Consider the following 18,798-nt stretch of genomic DNA (forward strand, 5'->3'; position numbering starts at 1 on the left):
AAGCGCAGCGGAACGGCGGGAAAGCCAAAAACGTGGGAAGCAAGCCAAGCGCGTAGCGTCCTCGTGACGGCGGTCACCAAACGGTGATAACTTCGAACCGCATCCGGAGAACATCCACCGGCCGACCCGCCAAAGGGGGCAGGCAGTCCGATGAGCCCGTTCGCAGGATCCGCCCGAGCCACCGATTCCTGGCAGCACCTCCGTGTGACCAGGAAGGACGGCGTCGCCACGGTCACGCTGGCACGCCCCGAGAAGCTCAACGCACTCACCTTCGAGGCCTATGCCGACCTTCGCGATCTGCTCGCGGAGCTCTCCCGGGAGCGGTCCGTGCGAGCGCTCGTCCTCGCCGGAGAGGGGCGCGGGTTCTGTTCCGGCGGTGATGTCGAGGAGATCATCGGCGCCACTCTGGGCCTGGATACCGCACAGCTGCTGGACTTCAACCGGATGACCGGGCAGGTCGTCCGGGCGGTGCGGGAGTGCCCGTTCCCGGTGATCGCGGCCGTGCACGGCGTCGCGGCCGGTGCCGGGGCGGTGCTCGCGCTGGCCGCGGACTTCCGGGTCGCCGATCCGTCGGCCCGGTTCGCCTTCCTGTTCACCCGGGTCGGGCTCTCCGGCGGTGACATGGGCGCGGCCTATCTGCTGCCCCGCGTCATCGGGCTCGGCCATGCCACCCGGCTGCTGATGCTCGGCGACACCGTACGGGCGCCGGAGGCCGAACGGCTCGGCCTGATCAGCGTGCTGGCCGAGGAGGGGCACGCGGACGAGGCTGCCGCCGCGCTCGCCAAGCGGCTCGCCGAGGGCCCCGCGCTGGCGCACGCCCAGACCAAGGCGCTGCTCACGGCGGAGCTCGATATGCCGCTGGCCGCCGCCGTCGAGATGGATGCCGCCACCCAGGCGCTGCTGATGAACAGTGCCGACTATGCCGAGTTCCACGCCGCTTTCACGGAGAAGCGGACCCCCGAGTGGCAGGGGAAGTAGCCATGCGGGTCGCCGTGATCGGCGGCGGACCGGGCGGGCTGTACGCCGCCGCGCTCCTCAAACGCCTCGACCCCGCCCGCGAGATCACCGTATGGGAGCGCAACGCCCCCGACGACACCTTCGGCTTCGGGGTCGTCCTCTCCGACGAGACGCTCGGCGGCATCGAGCATGCCGACCCGGAGGTCTACCGCGCGCTCGAGCGGGAGTTCGTCCGCTGGGACGACATCGACATCGTGCACCGGGGCCGTACCCTCACCTCCGGCGGGCACGGCTTCGCGGCGCTCAGCCGGCGCCGGCTGCTGGCCGTGCTCCACCGGCGCTGCCGCGACCTCGGCATCGGGCTGCGGTTCCGCACCGAGGCGCCGCCCGCCGCCGAGCTGGCCCGTAGCCACGATCTGGTGATCGCCGCCGACGGAGTGCACAGCACGACCCGCACCGCGCACGCCGGCGCCTTCGGCCCGCGGCTGACCACCCATCGCTGCCGCTACATCTGGCTCGCCGCCGACTTCGCCTTCGACGCCTTCCGCTTCGAGATCGCCGAGACCGGGCACGGCGTCGTCCAGCTGCACGCCTACCCCTTCTCGCCGGCCGCCAGCACCGTCATCGTCGAGATGCGCGAGGAGGTCTGGCGGGCGGCCGGGCTGGAGCGGGCGGACGAGCGGGAGTCGGCCGAGTGGTGTGCCAAGGTCTTCGCGGAAGCGCTGGGCGGGCGGCCGCTGCGGGGTAACAAGTCCAGCTGGATCCGATTCCGTACGGTCGTCAACGAGCGCTGGTCGTACGGGAATACGGTGCTGCTGGGGGACGCCGCGCACACCGCGCACTTCTCCATCGGCTCCGGCACCAAGCTCGCCGTCGAGGACGCCCTGGCGCTGGCCGCCTGTCTCCGGGAGCAGCCCGACACCGCCGGTGCGCTCGCCGCGTACGAGGCGGAGCGCCGTCCGGTCATCGCCTCCACCCAGCGCGCCGCCCGCGCCAGCCTCGCCTGGTTCGAGGACCTGGCCACCTATGCCGACCAGCCGCCCCGCCAGTTCGCCTTCAATCTGCTCACCCGCAGCCGCCGGGTCACCCATGACAACCTGCGGCTGCGCGACCCCGGGTTCGTCGCGGGCGTCGAGGACGAGGCGGGCCATCCGGACGGCACTCCGCCGATGTTCACCCCGTTCCGGCTCGGCGAACTGACCCTGCGCAACCGGGTCGTGGTCTCCCCGATGGACATGTACTCCGCCGCGGACGGCGACGGCACCCCCGGCGACTTCCACCTCGTCCACCTCGGCGCCCGTGCGCTGGGCGGCGCCGGGCTGGTGATGACGGAGATGGTGTGCGTCAGCCGCGACGGGCGGATCACCCCGGGCTGTACGGGGCTGTACACGCCGGGCCATGAGCGGGCCTGGCGCCGGATCACCGATTTCGTCCACACCTCGGCGCCCGGGACCGCCATCGGTGTGCAGCTCGGCCACTCGGGGCGGAAGGGCTCCACCCGGCTGATGTGGGAGGGCATCGACGCGCCGCTCCCGGACGGCAACTGGCCGGTCGTGGCGCCGTCCGCGCTGCCCTACCGGCCCGGTGTCAATCAGGTTCCGCACGCCCTGACCGTGCCGGAACTCGCCGCGGTCCGGGAGCAGTTCGTCCGCTCCACCGAGTCCGCCGCCCGGGCCGGCTTCGATCTGCTCGAACTCCACTGCGCGCACGGCTATCTGCTCTCCGGCTTCCTTTCCCCGCTCACCAACCACCGCACCGACGCCTACGGCGGCGACCTCACCGCCCGGCTGCGCTTCCCGCTGGAGGTCTTCGACGCGGTCCGGGCGGCCTGGCCCGCCGGCCGCCCGCTGACCGTCCGGATCTCCGCGACCGACTGGGCGGACGGCGGCACCACCGCCGAGGACGCGGTGGCCGTCGCGGCGGCCTTCGCCGAGCACGGCGCGGACGCCATCGACGTCTCCACCGGGCAGGTCGTCCCCGACGAGCGCCCCGAGTTCGGGCGCTCGTACCAGACGCCGTTCGCCGACCGCATCCGCAACACCCTGGGGGTGCCGGTCATCGCGGTCGGCGCGATCTCCTCCTGGGACGACGTCAACTCCCTGGTGCTGGCCGGGCGCGCGGACCTGTGCGCGCTGGGCCGGCCACATCTGTACGACCCGCACTGGACGCTGCACGCCGCCGCCGAGCAGGGGTACTCGGGGGACGGTGCTCCCTGGCCGCTGCCCTACCAGGCGGGCAGCCGCACGCCGCCGACGGGGCGGACGGACGCGCCGAAGCCCCGCCTCGCGCTGCGGTGACGGGGGAGGCACGGGCAGCGGGGCGGGGCCGTTTCCGGTCCGGGCCGGGGCGTTCCCGGCGCCCGGCCGGGACGGGTGGGCCGGGCGGGGCGGTCAGGACGGCTGCTGTGCGAGCGGCACGCTGGTGATCCGTGCCGTTGTCACCGGCTTGCCGTGCTGTTCCACGCCGACGGCGACCTGCTGGCGCCCGCCGTCGGCGGGCCCGGCCGCCGGATCCGCGGTGGTCCGTGCCCGGACCCAGCACGGCGCGTCCAGCTCGGCGTACCCCTCGAAGGCGCAGTCCATGGCCGTCGGTACCGTGACCCCCGGGGTCACCGCCTGCGCGGCCTGCCGGGCGGCCTCGATCATCAGCATGCCGGGCGCGTGATCGACCGGGTGGCCGAAGAGCACGGGGTGGGAGGCGTCCACCCGCAGCCGCCAGCGGTCCGGCCGGCCGGTGGGGGAGAGCACCACGTCCCGCTCGCGGTTCCGGGCGACCAGCCGCGGGCTGACCGCCTCGGGCAGCGGCAGCCGACGGGCGTCGGCACGCGTCGGATCGCTGTACCTGCCGCGCAGCCGGCGGTAGACGGCCGGGCTGTGACAGGAGTAGTCGACCACCGCCGAGGCCAGGTCGGCACCGTCGCACCGGACCTGGAACTCCTGGCGGGCGCTGGCCAGTTGGCCTCCGCGGTGGATCAGGTCATGGTCGGTGACGCGGAGCTCCACCTCGGCCGGTTCGTCGGTGCGCGGCGCCCGGGGCGCGAGGTCGTAGCGGACCCGCCGCCAGATGACCGGGTGGTCGAGCGGGACGCGGTGCGCCACATGGCTCAGTAATATCCCGGCCTGCCGGATGGTTTCGATCAGCAGCAGCGGGTCGTGCAGCCTGCGGACCGGCGCGTAGAAGTGGTGCGCCCGCGGCCACCGCGCGCTCACCACCCAGCTGCCGGCCGTGCCGCGCCGCCAGTTGGTCAGGAACGCCTCGGGCGTGGCGGCAGGGCGCGGGTACGCACGTGGCACCGTCGCGGTCGCAACGGACTGCCGTTCTCCGAACCGGACTCCGCCGTCCTTGCGCTGGTCGCGCCAGGGCGGCACGAGGGTGGCGCTGGCCATAGGTATCCCTTCTCCGGTCGCGGGTCTGCGGTCTGACGGGCCGCACCTCGCCGGGGTCCCGGGGCACCAAGATACGGACCATGTGGTTTGTTTACTAGTGCCAAGGGTCGTTCTTCAACGGGGCCGGGACCGGACGGAGACCCGTGCGCCGCGGCCACACGGGTCGAGGTGGCTCAGCGCGCCGGGCGCGGCCAGGCCGGGGAGCAGGTGTCTCCACAGCGCCGTGACGCGCTCGGGGAGATCGGCCCGGTCGGTCGCCGCGCGCGAGAACAACTGCACGCCCATATAGGCGGCGACGAAGAACTCGGCGGCCCGGTCCGGCGCGACACCGGGCAGCAGCTCCCCCCTCTCCCGGGCCTCGCTGAACAGTTCCGTGACGATGTCGGTCCAGGCCCGGTACGGCGCCAGCGGCTCCTCGCTGAACGTCGTCTCCACCGCGATACGGGTGGCCGCCTGGAGCAGCGGGTCGCTGCGGAGCGCCAGCGCCACCTCGTGGGTGAAGTCGATGGTGTCCTGCAGCCGCGATTCGCTGGCCCGCGGCAGGAAGGGATCGGTCTGCTCGGTGATGACCGCACGGGCCAGGGCGTCCTTGGACGTGAAGTGGAAGTACACGGCTCCTTTGGTGACCCCGGCGCGCTGGATGATCTCGGCCATCGTGGCGGCCTGGTACCCGCGGTGGCCGATGACATGGGCCGCGGCTTCGAGGACGGCGCGTCGCGTGCGCACCGCACGTGCCTGCTTGACCACCGATCACCCTCCGTATGCTCTCCTGGAGTTTGCAGGAGTATGTAGCCGAATGCGTCCCGTTGCGGTAACCGCGCGGTTGCTCTCCGCATCATAAGGAAGCCGGCCGGGGCGGTACTCACGTCGCCGCCGTACGTACGAGGAGCCAGGAGAAGTTCCATGTCCCCCACCGCCGTTCCCGACCTGCCCGCCATGCAGCGGGAGGTCCGGCTCGCCGCCCGTGCCACCGGCGAGCTGACCGCCCGGCACTTCACCATCGCGGAGGTCCCGGTGCCGCGGCCGGGACCGGGACAGGTGCTGGTGCGTACCCGTGTGATGGCGGTGACCGCCGCGATGCGGACGCAGATGACCGGAGTCCCGCTGCCGATGCCCTCGTTCGTACCGGGCGAGGCGCTGTGGGGCTCGGCGATCGGTGAGGTGGTGGAGGCGCCCGGCGGCGGCTTCACGCCCGGCGAGCTCGTTCACCACCCTTACGGGTGGCGGGAGTTCGCGGTGGCCGAGGAGTCGCGGGTGCGCCGGATCGACCCGGACGTGCTGCCGACCCCCGCCGCGCATCTGTCGCAGGGCGCGACCGCCTGGGGGGCGCTCCGCCGGGCTGCGGGCGTCCGGCCGGGGGACACCGTGTTCGTCACCGGCGCGGCCGGCGGGGTGGGCAGCCTGGCCGGGCAGCTGGCACGGCGGCTGGGCGCCGGCCGGGTCATCGGCAGCACCGGCTCCGAGGACAAGGCCGCCCGGCTCCGCGCCGAGCTGGGGTACGACGACACGGTCGTCCGCGGCGGCGGTGCGATCGAGCGGCAGCTGCGCCGGGCGGCCCCGGACGGAATCGACGTCCTGCTGGACACCGTGGGCGGCGAGCAGCTGGCCGCGGCGCTCGCGGTGGCCCGCCCGGACGCACGGTTCGCGCTGGTCGGGGCGCTCTCCAGCCAGTTGGGCGAGGGCGGTGGGGTCACCGCTCCGGTGGAGCTGGACGCGGGGCTGATCATCACGCGGCGGGTGACGCTGCGTGGCTTCGGGCTGTACGCGCACCCGGATCTGGCGCAGGAGTGGACGAAGGAGTTCGGTCGGGGCCTGCGGGACGGGTCCCTGGTCTTCCCGCATGCCCTGCTGAAGGGCATCGAGCAGGCGCCCCGGGCGCTGTGCGAGCTGACACAGGGGCGTCACATCGGGGCCGTACTGGTGGAGCTGTGAGGTAGGGCACGCCGCACCGGCGGAGGGTGCCTCGGGAGGCGTCCGGCCGTAACGGCCCGGTGGGGTCAGCCGGCCGCCGGGAGCTCCGCGGGCGCGGGGAGGCCGGCGGCCGGAACCGGTCCCTGTGCGGCCGGCAGCAGGGACCACAGGTCGGTCACGGCCTCGCTGTCCCACCACATCCCGTCCTCGCCGCCCAGATGCAGCAGACCCACCACGATCGAGGTCAACAGCTGGGCGGTACGCCGTGGTTCGGCATCCGGGCCGACGGCGGCCGGCCCGCCGGGCCGCCCCGTCCCGCAAGTCACCGCCTTGTCGAGGAAGAGCGCGTACCAGCGCTGCTCCAAGGCGTAGATCCCCAGGCCCGGCGCGGTCTCCGGACGCAGCCGCAGTCCGGCGCGGAGCACGGCGTCCGCCTCCACCCGGCCGAACAGCTCGACGGCGAAGTCCCGTACGGCGGCTGCCAGTGGCGCCGGGGAGTGGGTGAAGGCGTCCTCGATCTCCTGCAGGGTGGCGAGCGCGGAGTCCCGCACCGCCAGGGTGAGGTCGTCCTTCGACGTGAAGTGGAAGTAGAGGGCTCCCTTGCTCAGGCGGGCCCGCCGGCTGATCTCGACCATGCCCGAGGCGGGAACCCCCTTCTCCAGAAAGGTCTCTGCGGCCGATCGGATGAGTGCCTGGCGGCTCTGGATGGCGCGATGCTGGATGGGCACGGTGTCCGTCCCGTCTCTAGTACGGCTGCGAAGCTCTTTGCAGTCTACATAGAAAACCAACCATGCGGTTCGATAAGATCCGGGGGGATGGCTGGAACTGGCCCGCGCTGACGTGAAGACGTCGTACCGCTCCCCCTCCGGTCCCGGAGTGGCGCATGGGGGCCTTGCGATTCCCAGCCTGGTCCGGAGCGGGGTGCGTTGTCGAACCGTCAGGATGTGACAAGGGCACATTGACAAACAGCGCAGGCGGTTTTTAAATCTCCGGCAGGCGGTAAAACGGGACGATCCCTTCCGTTGCCACCGCCGCGACGGTCGCGTACCGCGTTGGACCGCGGTACGCCATGGCGAGACCGCCTCTGCCTCCACCAGTCGCCGACCGCAGGCCGCCCGACCAGCCGAGCCAGCAACGTCCCCCGAACCCCCCGCACCCCCATCGGAATCCGGAAAGGTCTCCAGCCATGCGCGTAGCAATGGAAGTCCGCGATCGTCCCGTGAGAGGCGCACGGGCCGCCACCGCAAGCGAGACGATCAGGGCTGCCGTCTTCGATCTGGACGGCACTCTGGCCAACACCCTGCCGGCGATCAGCAAACTTCTGGTCAAGGTGGCCGCCGAGCAGGGAAGCTCGGTGACCGCGCGGCAGGCGGCCGCCGCCATCGGCAAGCCGCCGGGCCCCGCCTTCGGCCGGCTGCTGGGCAGGCCCGAGGACGACTCCCGGGTGCAGACCGCCATCTCCCGCTACCGCGAACTGTTCGCCTACGAAGTCCTCTGCCAGGGACCGCAGCTGCTCTTCCCCGGCGTGACCGCGGGGCTGTCCGCGCTGCGCGCGCACGGCGTCGAGCTGGCCGTCGCCACGTCCAAGACGACCCGCAGCGCCGAGGCGCTGCTCGACGTCATGGGGATCCGTGACCTGGTCGGCCCGGTCATCGGGCAGGACATGGTCCGGCGCGGCAAACCGCACCCGGAGATGGTGCTGCGGGCGGCCGAACGGCTGGGCGTCCCGGCCTGGCAGAGCGCGTACGTGGGGGACACCGTCGGGGACATGCGGATGGCGGTCACCGCACGCATGGAGCCGGTCGCGGTGACCTACGGGGTCGGCACGTTCGGCGAGCTGGCCGGGGTCGCCGGCACCCGGATGTGCAGTTCCTTCAAGGACGTGGTGTCCGTGATCGCCGCCTCCAGGCCGCGCCCGGCCGCCGCCATGGTGGGCGCCCAGCCGCGCCGCCGCTGAGCCGGCGGACGGGGGACCGGCCGCCCAAGGGCCGGAGGCCACAGGCCGGGGACCACAGGGCGGAGACCACAGGGCGGGAACATGCGAGCCGGTGACCGCGAGCCGGTGACTACGGAGCGGTGACTACGGAGCAGGGGCCACGGGGCGGTGACTACGGACCGGCCGACGCCTCGCGCACATAACGGGCACCCGCGTCCCGCAGCGCGCCGTGCAGCCGGCCGAACACCTCCGCCGCGCGACCACCCGGCCAGCCCTCCGGCAGGAGGGGAGAGGGCAGTCCGGGATCGGCGTACGGCAGCCGGCGCCAGGCGTCCAGCGCCAGCAGGTAGTCGTGGTAAGCCTCCTCCGGAGGCCCCGTGCGCCGCCGTGACCAGCGGAGCAGGACCGGCTCCTGCTCCTCGAGGAAGGCGTGGTACTGCGCGGCGACGGCGGCCAGGTCCCACCAGCGTGCCACCGCGTCCGACGTGGCGGCGAAGCCGGTATGCGTACCGGTGAACAGCTCGACGTACCTCGTCAGTTGCAGTAGCTCCAGGGTGTGCCGGGTCTCCTCGTACAGCTGCGCCGGGGCGATCCACACCCCGGGGGCAGCGGTGCCGAAGCCGAGCCGGGCCAGCCGGGACCGCAGCAGATGCCGCTTGTGCCGCTCCTCCTCGGGAACGGAGAAGACGGCCAGCACCCAGCCGTCGGACAACCGCGCGGCCGGCCGGCCGAAGATCCGCCGGTCCCCGTCCGCCAGCAGCTGGCGGGCGACGTCGGACAGCCCGTAGCCGGCCGCCCCGTCGGCGGTCCGCGCGGACACCAGCAGCCCGCGCCGCTTGAGCCGGGAGACCGCCGAGCGTACCGACGGCGGATCCACCCCGAGCACCCCCAGCAGCCGGATCAGCGCGGCGACCGGCACCGGCTCGGCCGCCCCGTCCCCGGCGTCGGGCCGGTCGCGCCCGTAGGCGCCGTAGAACGTGACGATCAGGGACCGGGGGGTGCGCTGTGTTTGCTGGTCGGCCACCGGATCACTGTAGATCGGCCACCGGACCGGCGGAGCCCGGCCCCGAACGCAGCCGGAAGCGCTGGAGCTTGCCGGTCGGGGTGCGGGGCAGCGCGGTGTGGAAGACGATCTCGCGCGGGCACTTGAAGGGCGCGATACGGGTCTTGGTGAAGGCGCGCAGCGCGGCGACGGTCTGCTCGTCGGCAGGCACACCGTTCCGCAGCACCACATGGGCGACGACCACCTCCCCCCGTTCCTCGTCGGCCCGTCCGACCACCGCCGCCTCGCTGACATCGGGGTGCCGCAGCAGCGCGTCCTCCACCTCGGGACCGGCGATGTTGTAGCCGGCCGAGACGATCATGTCGTCCGCCCTGGCGACGTAGCGGAAGTAGCCGTCGGGCTCGCGGACATAGGTGTCGCCGGTGATGTTCCAGCCGTCCCGTACGTACTCCGTCTGCCGGGCATCCGCCAGATAGCGGCAGCCGGTCGGCCCGCGTACGGCCAGCAGGCCCGGCTCGCCGTCCGGCAGCGGGGCGCCGTCCGTGCCCACCACCCGCGCCTGGAACCCCGGTACCGGCAGTCCCGTCGTGCCCGGCCGGATCGCCTCGTCGGCCGCCGCGATGAAGATGTGCAGCAGCTCCGTCGCGCCGATGCCGTTGATGAGCCGCAGGCCGGTCGCCTCGTACCAGGACTGCCAGGTCGCGGCAGGCAGGTTCTCACCGGCCGACACGCACCGGCGCAGCGAGGAGACGTCGTGACCGGTGAGGCGCGGCAGCATCGCCCGGTAGGCGGTCGGGGCGGTGAACAGCACCGAGACCCGGTGCGCCGCGATATCGGTGAGCAGCTGTTCCGGCCCGCCCCAGTCGGTGAGCAGGGCCGAGGCGCCGGCCCGCAGCGGGAAGACCACCAGCCCGCCGAGGCCGAAGGTGAATCCCAGCGGCGGGCTGCCGGCGAACACATCGTCAGGGGTCGGCCGGAGCACCCGCGCCGAGAAGGTGTCCGCGATGGCGAGCACATCGCGGTGGAAGTGCAGACACCCCTTGGGGCGGCCGGTGGTGCCCGAGGTGAACGCGATCAGCGCGACATCGTCGGCCGAGGTCGCCACCGCCGGGTACGGTGCGCCGCCGGGCCGGGCGAGCTGCCGCAGATCGGCCGGGCCGTCCCCGCCGTACGTGGTGACCCGCAGCCCCGGGACCCCGGCCCTGGTGAGGTCCTCGACCGAGCGGATGTCGCACAGCGCATACCGCACCCGGGCGATCTCGCAGATCGTGGTGAGCTCCTTGGGGCGCTGCGCGGCCAGTACGGTCACCGCGACCGCCCCCGCCTTCATGACGGCGAGCCAGCAGGCGGCCAGCCATGGCGTGGTGGGACCGCGCAGCAGGACGCGGTTGCCCGGCCGCACACCCAGCTGTCCGGTGAGCGCGTGGGCGATCGCGTCGACCCGGTCGCGCAGCTGCCCGTACGTCCACACCGGCCCGCTCGCGTCGCGGAACGCCGGGCGGTCCGCGCCGAACCGCTCGATGGTGCCGTCCAGTAACTCGGCGCCGCAGTTCAGGCGGTCGGGGTAGCCCAGATCGGTGAGGTGCGGCCACTGCTCCCGGGGCGGCAGCCGGTCGCGCGCGAAGGTGTCGGTATGGGCCGAGGACCGTAGCTCCATGCGGTGACGCCCCCTAGGACGGCCGAGTGGCCGGACCGGTCGACGAGGTGCTGGTGAGGTTCTGGGCGAGGTGCCGGCGAGGCTCTGGTGAGGTGCTGGGCGACGTGCGAGGACTGCCGTTCGGATCGTCCGTCAGCGTAACGTGTCTGTGACGGCAGTCAATATGCCGCGATAGAGACCGCAGGACCCCGTGTGACCGCGTGACAGCAAGACCCCGCGTCGGAGGACCGTCGAGGACCGCCACCGTTACCAGGGAGCCGCCCCATGACCGTATTCGCACTGGGACCGGAGGAGCAGGAGTGGTGCGCCGCCGTGCGCGCCATGACGGCCGAACGGCTGCGCCCGCTGGCGGAGAGGGGCGAGCCGGGCCGGGTCAACCGCCCTCTGGTCGCCGCCCTGGGCGAACTGGGCCTGCTGCGCCGCCTGTTCCCGGCCGACGGCGCACCGCGCGCCCTGGACCTGTGCCTGCTGCGCGAGTCCCTCGCCCGGGAGTGCACGGAGGCGGAGACCGCACTGGCCCTCCAGGGCCTCGGCGCCCACCCGCTGGTCCGGTCCGGAACCGAGGCCCAGCGCGCCCGTTGGCTGCCCGAGGTGGCCGCCGGCCGCGCGATCGCGTCCTTCGCGCTGAGCGAGCCGGACGCGGGGTCGGATGCCGCCGCGCTCTCGCTGACGGCGGAGCCGGACGGCCCGGACGGCTGGCGGCTGACCGGCGAGAAGTGCTGGATCTCCAACGCCCCCGAGGCCGACTTCGCCACCGTTTTCGCCCGTACCGGGGGCGCGGGGGCGCGAGGGGTCACCGCCTTCCTCGTCCCCGCCGGCCGGCCGGGCCTGACCGGAGCACGCCTGGACATGCTCAGCCCGCACCCCATCGGCACGATGGTCTTCGACGGCACGCCGGTGACCAGGGCGGATGTGCTGGGCGAGGTGGGCGGCGGATTCGCCGTGGCGATGGCCACGCTGAACCTCTTCCGGCCGAGCGTGGGGGCCTTCGCGGTCGGCATGGCACAGGCCGCGCTGGATGCGGCCCTGGCGCATGCCGGGGCGCGCACCGCGTTCGGCGGGCCGCTCAAGGACCTCCAGTCCGTAGGCCACCAGCTCGCCGAGATGGCCACCCGGGTCGAGTCCGCCCGCCTGCTGGTGTACGCGGCCGCCTCCGCGTACGACATGGGGGCGCCCGGCATCGTCCGCCGCTCGGCGATGGCCAAACTGCTGGCGACCGAGACCGCCCAGTACGTCGTCGATGCCGCGGTCCAGATCCACGGCGCCCGCGCGCTGCGCCGTGGCCACCTCCTGGAACACCTCTACCGGGAGGTGCGCGCGCCGCGTATCTACGAGGGTGCGACGGAGGTGCAACGCTCCATCATCGCCAGGGAGCTCTACCGGAACTGAACGGGTACCGCACCCAGGGCCTGTCCCGCCGGACCGGCCCTGGCCTGCGTCACCGGCCCTGGCCTGCCGGGCCGGCGGGCGATTGTCAGTGGTGGATGTCAGGCTGAAATCGGCGGACATCACGCAGCATCCGCGAGGCAGCACCGCGAAGGGAAGCGCGATGATCACCACTGACTTCGTCCCCGGCTCGCCCTGCTGGCTCGATCTCGGTGCCCCCGATGTCGAGGTCGCCGCGGCTTTCTACCGGGCGGTGTTCGGCTGGCGGGCCGAGCCGTACGGTGACCAGGGCGCGGGCGGGTACTCGCTCTTCCGGCTCGACGGCAAGGTGGTCGCGGCGGCCGGTCCGCTCACCGAGGACGGCGCGCGCTCCGCCTGGACGATCTACTTCCATACCCCTGACGCGGATGTCACGGTCGAGGCCGTGGCGCGGGCGGGCGGCGCGGTCCGTTCGGTGCCGACCCGGGTCGGCACCGAGGGCGGCCGGTTCGCGCAGCTCACCGACCCCCAGGGCGCGGAGTTCGCCATCTGGGAGCCGGCGGGACATCCGGGCATCGAAGCGGTGGACGGCCCCGGCACACTGGGATGGACGGAGCTCTACACCACCGACCCGGCCGCCGCACGGGCCTTCTACCGGGCCGTCTTCGACTGGCGCACCCAGGATGTGCCGCTCCCCGGCGGTGGCGGAACATACACCCTGCTCCGCCCCGCCGACTGCGGTGAGGACCGGGTGCACGGCGGCCTCCTGGGTGTCCCCGCCGATCTCCTCGGACCGGCCGGAAGGCCGTACTGGCACCCGGTGTTCGGCTCCGCGGACTGCGACGCCTCCGTCGGCCTGGCAACGGGCAACGGCGGCAGGCTCGTCATGGGCCCGGAGACCGTCGAGGGCGTCGGTCGGCTCGCCGTCTGCACCGACCCGGCAGGCGCGGAATTCGTCGTCCTCATGCCACAGGAGCTGCTCTGACACACAGCCACACAACGACGGCCGGCCACTCACCGATCCGGTCCACGCACCTTCCCCGGCTACGCGCTTTCGCCGGCTACGCGCCTGCCAAGGACATGCGCGGTCCATCGGCATCGCCGGCAGGCTCAGTGGCAACGCGCCTTTCCCGTAAGGGGATTGGGAATCGCGCGATACCGGCGGGATGCGCGACCGCGGAGGGCTTCCGGGGTCAACCGCTCAGGCCCGGGTCGCCAGGCCGAACAGCGTCGCCAGCTCCTCCGCGTACGCCGGGAGGTTCAGGTCCGGCCTGGTGCGGAGCAGGAAGGGCAGCCCGCTGAGCGCGTTCTGGATCGCCGCGGCCATGACGAAGGTGTCGCACGACCGGAACTCTCCGCGTGCCTGGCCGCGCCGCAGGATGCCCTGGAGGTGTCCGAGCACATCGCGGAAGGTGTCGGTGTCGTAGGCCGCCGCGTGCTCTTCGTCGTCGTGGAGTGCGGCGAAGATCGACGCCAATGCGCGCATCCGGGTCCGGTGGCTGTCGACGAAGGCGACCGTACCGGTGATGTACGCGCGCAGCTCGGCGGCGGCGGAGCCGGTGTGCGGTCTCGGCGGCGGCGCGTCGGCGGGCTGCCGGATCGGCCGGTTCGCCGGGTCCGCCGCCGCCCGGTCGAGCAGGAACCGGTCGATCGAGTCGAAGACGTCGGCCACCACCGCTTTCACCAGCTCGTCCTTGTTGGCGAAGTGGTAGGAGATGAGCCGCGTGCTGCTCAGTCCGCCGCGTTCGGCGATCCGCGCGAAGGTCGTACGGCGGTAGCCGAGGGCGGCGATGGTGTCGGTCGTCGCGGCGATGATCTGGGCACGTCGCGCGAGCGCGGCGGCGGACCGTTCGCCGGGCGCGGGCGCCGTGGGCGTGGGTTCTTCACTGGGCATGGCCGTTCACCGGACGTGGGTGCGATGGGGCGTTCGTTGATTGCGGGGCGCCGGGCTCAGCTCGACTGTTCGCTCGGCGCTGCGAGCATAGCTGGCTCCCCTTGCGAGCGCGTTACCCACCCAAGTAACGTCTTACTCAAGTGAGTAATTCTGAGCGGTGTGCCTCGGACCGCGCCGCGCGAAGCGCCGCACTGACTGTTGAAGAGCCGCACTGGCAGCTGCAGTTGAGGAAGCCGTAGCGGCGAAGGAGTCGACTCCGGTTGTGGGGCGACGGGAAGGACAGGGGGAGGACATGGGGATACGCCGCACTGCACCGCCATCGCTCCACACATCCGCACGCCCACCGGCGGACGGGCGCCGCAAGGCGGCCTGGAGTCTGATCGTGCTGGCTCCGGTCAGCGCCGAGGTGACATTCAGCGGCGTCACCATGCCGGCCGTGTGGCTGCTGCTGCCGGCCCTGGTGGCGATGTACGGCGCCGGCGTGCTGCTCCTGCGAGAACTGGTCGTCCGCTCCGGGCGCGGCCGGCCCAGCCTGCTGCTGATGGGCCTGGTCTACGAACTGGCCGAGGACGGCCTCGGCCTACAGGCACTGACCAGCCCCGACCTCTACCATGCCGCCGCCTGGGGCCCGCGGGTGCTCGGGCTCAACACCACGTACTGGGAGACCCAGGTCGGCTACCACACGGTCTTCAGCGTGCTGGTCCCGGTGCTGCTCACGGACCTGCTCTTCCCCCACCATCGGGGCCGGCCGTATCTGCGGCGCGGCGGCCTGGCCGGCACCGCGGTCGCGGCCGTCACCGGCGTCGTGCTCCTGCGGGTGGGCGTGGCGGCCATCGAGGATCCCGGATACCACATCTCCCTGCCGGCCACCCTCGCCCTGCTGGCCGCGATCACCGCCCTGACCGCCGTCGCGCTCCGCGCGCTCCCCGCCCGTACCGGCGCGCACGAGGGCTCCGTACCGCCGCCGGCCCGCCCCGCCCCGAGTCCGGCCCGCGTCGCCCTGACGGCGGGAGTCACCTGCGTCTGCTTCCTCGGGCTGCTGTTCCCGCCCGGTCTGCCGCCCGACGGCCCGGCGATCGGCAGCGGCGCCTGGGTCTTCGTCCCGATGGCCCTGGCCGCCGCGCTCGCGGCCGGCGCCGCCTGGTACGTCCGCCGCTGGACCGCCACCCCCGGCTGGTCCGACAGCCACTACGTCTGGCTCGCCGGCGGCGCCCTGATCGGCCACACGCTCTACGCCGTACTCACCGCGCCCGCCGGGCACGACTACGCCCGGGGCCCGACCGCCCTCGCGCTTGCCCTCGGAGCGGCGATGATCGCCGCCACGGCGTACCTGCTGGTCCGGCTCGACCACCGCGTCCGGCGTGCCCGACAGCCGGGCCTGACGCCGAGCCCGATAGCAAGGTTTGACGCCGAGTCCGGGGCGCAGGAGAAGTGAAGACGCCGCGGCGTGCCCAACCCGGCCTCGCCGTGCAGGAGACGTCAAGGGGCGGAACGGGTGCTGGGCCTTACGGCCCCAGGTGTTGTCTGCGCGCCTACGATGAGTGGCATGTCGCCTGATGCCTCTTCCCCGTCCTCCGTGTGGCCGGTACTGCACTACGACGACACGGGTACGGCGCTGCGTTTTCTGGTCGATGTGCTGGGTTTCGTGGAGGTGGTTGCCGCGCCGGATGAACACGGCGGTATCGGCCACGCCGAGCTGCGCTGGCCTGGCGGTGGAGCGCTGGTGTTCGGTTCGACCCGGCACACGGACAGCGTGCACGGGCGGATGCGGGCCGGGACCAGCGCGGTCTATGTGGTCGCCGACGATGTGGACGCGGTGCATCAGCGGGTGCGGGAGGCTGGTGGCGAGATTCTCGAACCGCCGCACGACACCGAGTTCGGGTCAGGGGCTCGGGCGTACGCGTTCACCGTGCGAGATCCGGAGGGCAACCTGTGGACCTTCGGCACCTACCGCGGCGTTTCCTAGGACTGGCGCGCGGTACTGAGCGTCATGGCTGTCCTCCGCTCGTTGCCAGGACGCGGCGCAGTGGGAGTGGGAGGTGCCGGAGCGGTACGTCAGGTCAACAGCAGCTGGTCAGGTCAGCAGCAGGCAGGCGCCGTCCCCGGACCGCTGCTGCCTGGCATGGCGCCGGCGGGGCACACGGGAACAGCCCGAAGTGCCGCGTCTTGTCGCCGGTGACGGTGAAGTGGGGGGCGTAGCGGGTGGCGGTGAGCATGTCGGCGGTGTTGCCGCACACGAGGAGGGGTTTGCCGGTGGGGAAGTGGTGGTGGTCGTCGAGGTCGAACGTGTGCGGGTGTCCGGGGAGGGTGCCGCGGTAGACGGCGGTCTGGCCGTAGTCCTCGCAGCGGTCCTCCAGGGGGAGGTGGAAGGCCCGGACGGTGCGGGAGGTGAAGGCGGCGAAGCCGATCTTCCGTTCGATCTCGGGGCTGGTCAGGGCGATCGGTGCGGAGGCCGTGGTGCGGGCGTCGGCGCAGCCGCAGTGCTCCATCAGGCGGCGGAAGTCCTCGGTGTACAGGGCTCCGGCGAGGCATTCGCCGACCAGTTCCGCGTCGTCCAGGAGCGTGGCGGGGAGGCGGCGGTCGGCGAAGACGTCGGAGAAGTACAGCTCGCCCCCGGGCTTGAGGACGCGGAAGATCTCCCGGAACACGCGTGGCTTGTCCGGGGACAGGTTCACCACGCAGTTGGAGACGACCAGGTCGATGGAGCCGTCCGCGATGCCGACGGCGGCCAGGTCCTCGATGCAGCCCTGGTGGAACTCGGTGTTGGCGTAGCCGAACCGGTCGGTGTGCCAGCTCTGGTGGCGGCGGGCCACGGCCAGCTGCTCGTCGGTCATGTCGACGCCGATGACCCGGCCGTTCGGGCCGACCAGCTGGGCGAGGACGTACGCGTCGCGTCCGCTGCCGCAGCCCAGGTCGAGCACCGTGATGCCGTCCAGCGCGGCGGGGATCGGTGAGCCGCCCGAGTCCGCCACCGAACCGGTGGATGCGATGCGTCACTGAACAGGTCGGTCGCCATGTTTCTCCTCTGCTGCTCCGGGGTCGAGAGCCAACCGGAAGAGTCGTACCCGGAGGGAAGGCGGAGGCCACCTGAGCGGGTCCCCCTGCCGCGACGAGGTGAGAGAGGGCTGAGGCAGTCGGATGAACCCGTACGACCTGGTGGTGATCGGCGGTGGCAGCGCCGGACTGACCGCGGCACGCACGGGCGGCCGCCTGGGCGCCCGCACCCTGCTGATCGAGCGGGACCGGCTGGGCGGCGACTGCTTGTGGACCGGGTGCGTGCCCAGCAAGGCGCTGCTGCATGTGGCCGCCGAGGTGCGGGCCGGGCGGGCGGTGGGGCGGTACGGGCTGACGGCGGCGACCGGGCCCGCGGATCTGGCGGCGGCGATGGGGCAGGTCAGGCGGGCGATCGCGGCGATCGAGCCGCACAACTCGGCCGAGGCGCTGGCCCCGCTCGGGGTGGAGGTGGCGTCCGGCGCGGCCTGTTTCACCGGGCCGCGCACGCTGCGCGCCGGTGGCCGGGAAGTGTCCTTCCGTTACGCGGTGATCGCGACCGGCTCCGCGCCGGCCGTGGCGCCCATCCCCGGGCTGGCCGAGGCGGAGCCGCTGACCAGCGACACCGTGTGGGACCTGGACGAGCTGCCAGGGCGTCTGGTGGTGCTGGGCGGTGGGCCGACCGGCTGTGAGCTGGCGCAGGCGTTCGCCCGTCTCGGCGCGCAGGTCACCCTCGTCGAGGCGGTGGAACGGCTGCTGCCGCGCGAGAGGAGCCACGCGCCTCGCAGCTCGTACAGCAAGCTCTGGAAGCCGACGGGGTCACCGTCCGGACCGGCTACCGGGCTGAGAAGGTCGCCGACGGCGCGATGCACGAGAAGGCCGCCGACGGCGCGATGCACGGCCCCGGTGGCCCCCTCCCGTACGACCGGCTGCTGACCACCACCGGGCGCATCGCCAACACCGGCGGGCTCGGTCTGGACGCGGCCGAGGTGGAAGTGGACGAGCAGGGGCGGGTGCGGATCGACGAGCGCCTTCGTACCGCCAATCCGCGCGTCTACGCGGCCGGGGACGTCACCGGCCGTTCGGCGTTCACCCACCTTGGTGGTGTGCAGGGCGCGTCGGCGGCGACCGACGCCCTGCTCGGTGTGCGCCGCCGGATCCGGTACGACGCCGTGCCCTGGGTGACGTACACCGATCCCGAGGTCGCCCGCGTAGGAGTGACCTCCGCCGAAGGGGCCCGCACCCTCACCCTGGATCACGACCGCGTCGACCGTGCCGTCGCCGACGGCCGCACCGACGGGTTCACCTGCCTGGTACTGGACGCCCGCGGCCGTATCGCCGGCGCCACGGTCGTCGCTCCCCGCGCCGGGGAGACCATCGCGCACCTGGCCACCGCCGTCCGCCTGGGCTGGACACCGTCGCGGTACGCCAGGACCGTGCACCCGTACCCGACGTACGCCGACGGCCCCTGGCACGCCGCCCTCACCGACGTCTACGCCCGCCTGGCCGGAGCCCGCCGCCTGACGGGCACCTTGCTGGGGCTGCGCAGGAAGGTACGGCCGTGATCCTCCGTCGGAAAGCCGGTACCCCGCACGCACGGGACGGACCGGCCGCGACCGCATCATCCGGGAATCGCCGAGCGGCCGCACCGGTGAGCCCTGATCCCCGCCCGGAAACGAGAACCGGCCCAGCCCGGCA

At 72.9% G+C, this 18,798-nt stretch carries 16 protein-coding genes and 1 pseudogene; 10 read left to right on the forward strand and 7 right to left on the reverse strand.

The window, feature by feature from the left end; translation table 11 throughout:
- The first annotated feature begins 150 nt into the window (after positions 1 to 150).
- Both AZE13_RS10990 and AZE13_RS10995 read left to right on the forward strand, forming a co-directional pair.
- Positions 151 to 978, forward strand: coding sequence for an enoyl-CoA hydratase family protein (locus AZE13_RS10990; RefSeq protein WP_066929631.1), 828 nt, complete (start codon positions 151 to 153; stop codon positions 976 to 978).
- Between the two features lie 2 nt (positions 979 to 980).
- On the forward strand, positions 981 to 3,254 hold the full coding sequence (locus AZE13_RS10995; protein ID WP_066929633.1) for a bifunctional salicylyl-CoA 5-hydroxylase/oxidoreductase: 2,274 nt from the start codon (positions 981 to 983) through the stop codon (positions 3,252 to 3,254).
- Between the two features lie 93 nt (positions 3,255 to 3,347).
- Here AZE13_RS10995 and AZE13_RS11000 read toward each other — a convergent pair whose 3' ends face one another.
- Both AZE13_RS11000 and AZE13_RS11005 read right to left on the reverse strand, forming a co-directional pair.
- Entirely contained in the window at positions 3,348 to 4,343 is a 996-nt protein-coding gene (locus AZE13_RS11000) for a ScbA/BarX family gamma-butyrolactone biosynthesis protein (protein ID WP_066929634.1), read from the reverse strand.
- A gap of 114 nt (positions 4,344 to 4,457) precedes the next feature.
- A complete protein-coding gene (locus tag AZE13_RS11005) occupies positions 4,458 to 5,090 on the reverse strand; it encodes a ScbR family autoregulator-binding transcription factor (protein WP_066929636.1) in 633 nt (210 codons plus the stop codon).
- Positions 5,091 to 5,246: 156 nt separating this feature from the next.
- On the opposite strand from AZE13_RS11005, the gene AZE13_RS11010 reads away from it, so the two are divergent.
- Positions 5,247 to 6,275 carry an MDR family NADP-dependent oxidoreductase gene (locus AZE13_RS11010; protein ID WP_066929638.1) on the forward strand — a complete coding sequence of 343 codons (1,029 nt, stop codon included), beginning with the start codon at positions 5,247 to 5,249 and terminating at the stop codon, positions 6,273 to 6,275.
- Positions 6,276 to 6,340: 65 nt separating this feature from the next.
- Here the strand turns inward: AZE13_RS11010 and AZE13_RS11015 are convergent, their stop codons facing one another.
- Complete coding sequence (locus tag AZE13_RS11015) at positions 6,341 to 6,982, reverse strand: TetR/AcrR family transcriptional regulator (protein ID WP_066929640.1); 642 nt, start codon at positions 6,980 to 6,982, stop codon at positions 6,341 to 6,343.
- Positions 6,983 to 7,473: 491 nt separating this feature from the next.
- Here AZE13_RS11015 and AZE13_RS11020 point away from each other — a divergent pair, with 491 nt between their 5' ends.
- A complete protein-coding gene (locus tag AZE13_RS11020) occupies positions 7,474 to 8,211 on the forward strand; it encodes an HAD family hydrolase (protein ID WP_258527741.1) in 738 nt (245 codons plus the stop codon).
- A gap of 151 nt (positions 8,212 to 8,362) precedes the next feature.
- Here the strand turns inward: AZE13_RS11020 and AZE13_RS11025 are convergent, their stop codons facing one another.
- Together AZE13_RS11025 and AZE13_RS11030 are read right to left on the reverse strand one after the other, a co-directional pair.
- Positions 8,363 to 9,214, reverse strand: coding sequence for a PaaX family transcriptional regulator C-terminal domain-containing protein (locus AZE13_RS11025; protein WP_066929645.1), 852 nt, complete (start codon positions 9,212 to 9,214; stop codon positions 8,363 to 8,365).
- 4 nt (positions 9,215 to 9,218) lie between these two features.
- A complete protein-coding gene (locus tag AZE13_RS11030) occupies positions 9,219 to 10,850 on the reverse strand; it encodes an AMP-binding protein (RefSeq protein ID WP_066929651.1) in 1,632 nt (543 codons plus the stop codon).
- Between the two features lie 264 nt (positions 10,851 to 11,114).
- Here AZE13_RS11030 and AZE13_RS11035 point away from each other — a divergent pair, with 264 nt between their 5' ends.
- Positions 11,115 to 12,239 (forward strand): acyl-CoA dehydrogenase family protein, encoded by a 1,125-nt coding sequence (locus AZE13_RS11035; protein WP_066929653.1) that lies wholly within the window; start codon positions 11,115 to 11,117, stop codon positions 12,237 to 12,239.
- Positions 12,240 to 12,399: 160 nt separating this feature from the next.
- Complete coding sequence (locus tag AZE13_RS11040; RefSeq protein WP_066929655.1) at positions 12,400 to 13,200, forward strand: VOC family protein; 801 nt, start codon at positions 12,400 to 12,402, stop codon at positions 13,198 to 13,200.
- Positions 13,201 to 13,416: 216 nt separating this feature from the next.
- On the opposite strand, the gene AZE13_RS11045 is transcribed toward AZE13_RS11040, so the two are convergent.
- On the reverse strand, positions 13,417 to 14,109 hold the full coding sequence (locus tag AZE13_RS11045; protein ID WP_079123898.1) for a TetR/AcrR family transcriptional regulator: 693 nt from the start codon (positions 14,107 to 14,109) through the stop codon (positions 13,417 to 13,419).
- A 382-nt stretch (positions 14,110 to 14,491) separates the two neighbouring features.
- Here AZE13_RS11045 and AZE13_RS11050 point away from each other — a divergent pair, with 382 nt between their 5' ends.
- Both AZE13_RS11050 and AZE13_RS11055 read left to right on the forward strand, forming a co-directional pair.
- A complete protein-coding gene (locus tag AZE13_RS11050; RefSeq protein ID WP_181690318.1) occupies positions 14,492 to 15,544 on the forward strand; it encodes a hypothetical protein in 1,053 nt (350 codons plus the stop codon).
- 111 nt (positions 15,545 to 15,655) lie between these two features.
- On the forward strand, positions 15,656 to 16,075 hold the full coding sequence (locus AZE13_RS11055) for a VOC family protein (RefSeq protein WP_066929659.1): 420 nt from the start codon (positions 15,656 to 15,658) through the stop codon (positions 16,073 to 16,075).
- Positions 16,076 to 16,169: 94 nt separating this feature from the next.
- Here AZE13_RS11055 and AZE13_RS11060 read toward each other — a convergent pair whose 3' ends face one another.
- Entirely contained in the window at positions 16,170 to 17,081 is a 912-nt protein-coding gene (locus AZE13_RS11060) for a methyltransferase domain-containing protein (RefSeq protein WP_066929660.1), read from the reverse strand.
- A 166-nt stretch (positions 17,082 to 17,247) separates the two neighbouring features.
- Between AZE13_RS11060 and AZE13_RS37980 the strand changes: the two are divergent.
- Both AZE13_RS37980 and AZE13_RS37985 read left to right on the forward strand, forming a co-directional pair.
- Positions 17,248 to 17,814 (forward strand): annotated as a pseudogene (locus AZE13_RS37980) (FAD-dependent oxidoreductase); the annotation flags it as partial.
- 89 nt (positions 17,815 to 17,903) lie between these two features.
- Positions 17,904 to 18,665, forward strand: a complete 762-nt coding sequence (locus tag AZE13_RS37985) for an FAD-dependent oxidoreductase (protein WP_258527771.1) — start codon at positions 17,904 to 17,906, stop codon at positions 18,663 to 18,665.
- Positions 18,666 to 18,798 lie beyond the last annotated feature (133 nt).

The sequence above is a fragment of the Streptomyces sp. NBRC 110611 genome, assembly GCF_001590865.1.
Lineage (GTDB): Bacteria > Actinomycetota > Actinomycetes > Streptomycetales > Streptomycetaceae > Streptomyces.

Coding starts and splice junctions, on each gene's coding strand:
- AZE13_RS10990 (WP_066929631.1), top strand. CDS start 151: ATGAGCCCGTTCGCAGGATCCGCCCGAGCCACCGATTCCTGGCAGCAC.
- AZE13_RS10995 (WP_066929633.1), top strand. CDS start 981: ATGCGGGTCGCCGTGATCGGCGGCGGACCGGGCGGGCTGTACGCCGCC.
- AZE13_RS11000 (WP_066929634.1), bottom strand. CDS start 4,343: ATGGCCAGCGCCACCCTCGTGCCGCCCTGGCGCGACCAGCGCAAGGAC.
- AZE13_RS11010 (WP_066929638.1), top strand. CDS start 5,247: ATGTCCCCCACCGCCGTTCCCGACCTGCCCGCCATGCAGCGGGAGGTC.
- AZE13_RS11030 (WP_066929651.1), bottom strand. CDS start 10,850: ATGGAGCTACGGTCCTCGGCCCATACCGACACCTTCGCGCGCGACCGG.
- AZE13_RS11035 (WP_066929653.1), top strand. CDS start 11,115: ATGACCGTATTCGCACTGGGACCGGAGGAGCAGGAGTGGTGCGCCGCC.
- AZE13_RS11040 (WP_066929655.1), top strand. CDS start 12,400: ATGATCACCACTGACTTCGTCCCCGGCTCGCCCTGCTGGCTCGATCTC.
- AZE13_RS11045 (WP_079123898.1), bottom strand. CDS start 14,109: ATGCCCAGTGAAGAACCCACGCCCACGGCGCCCGCGCCCGGCGAACGG.
- AZE13_RS11055 (WP_066929659.1), top strand. CDS start 15,656: ATGTCGCCTGATGCCTCTTCCCCGTCCTCCGTGTGGCCGGTACTGCAC.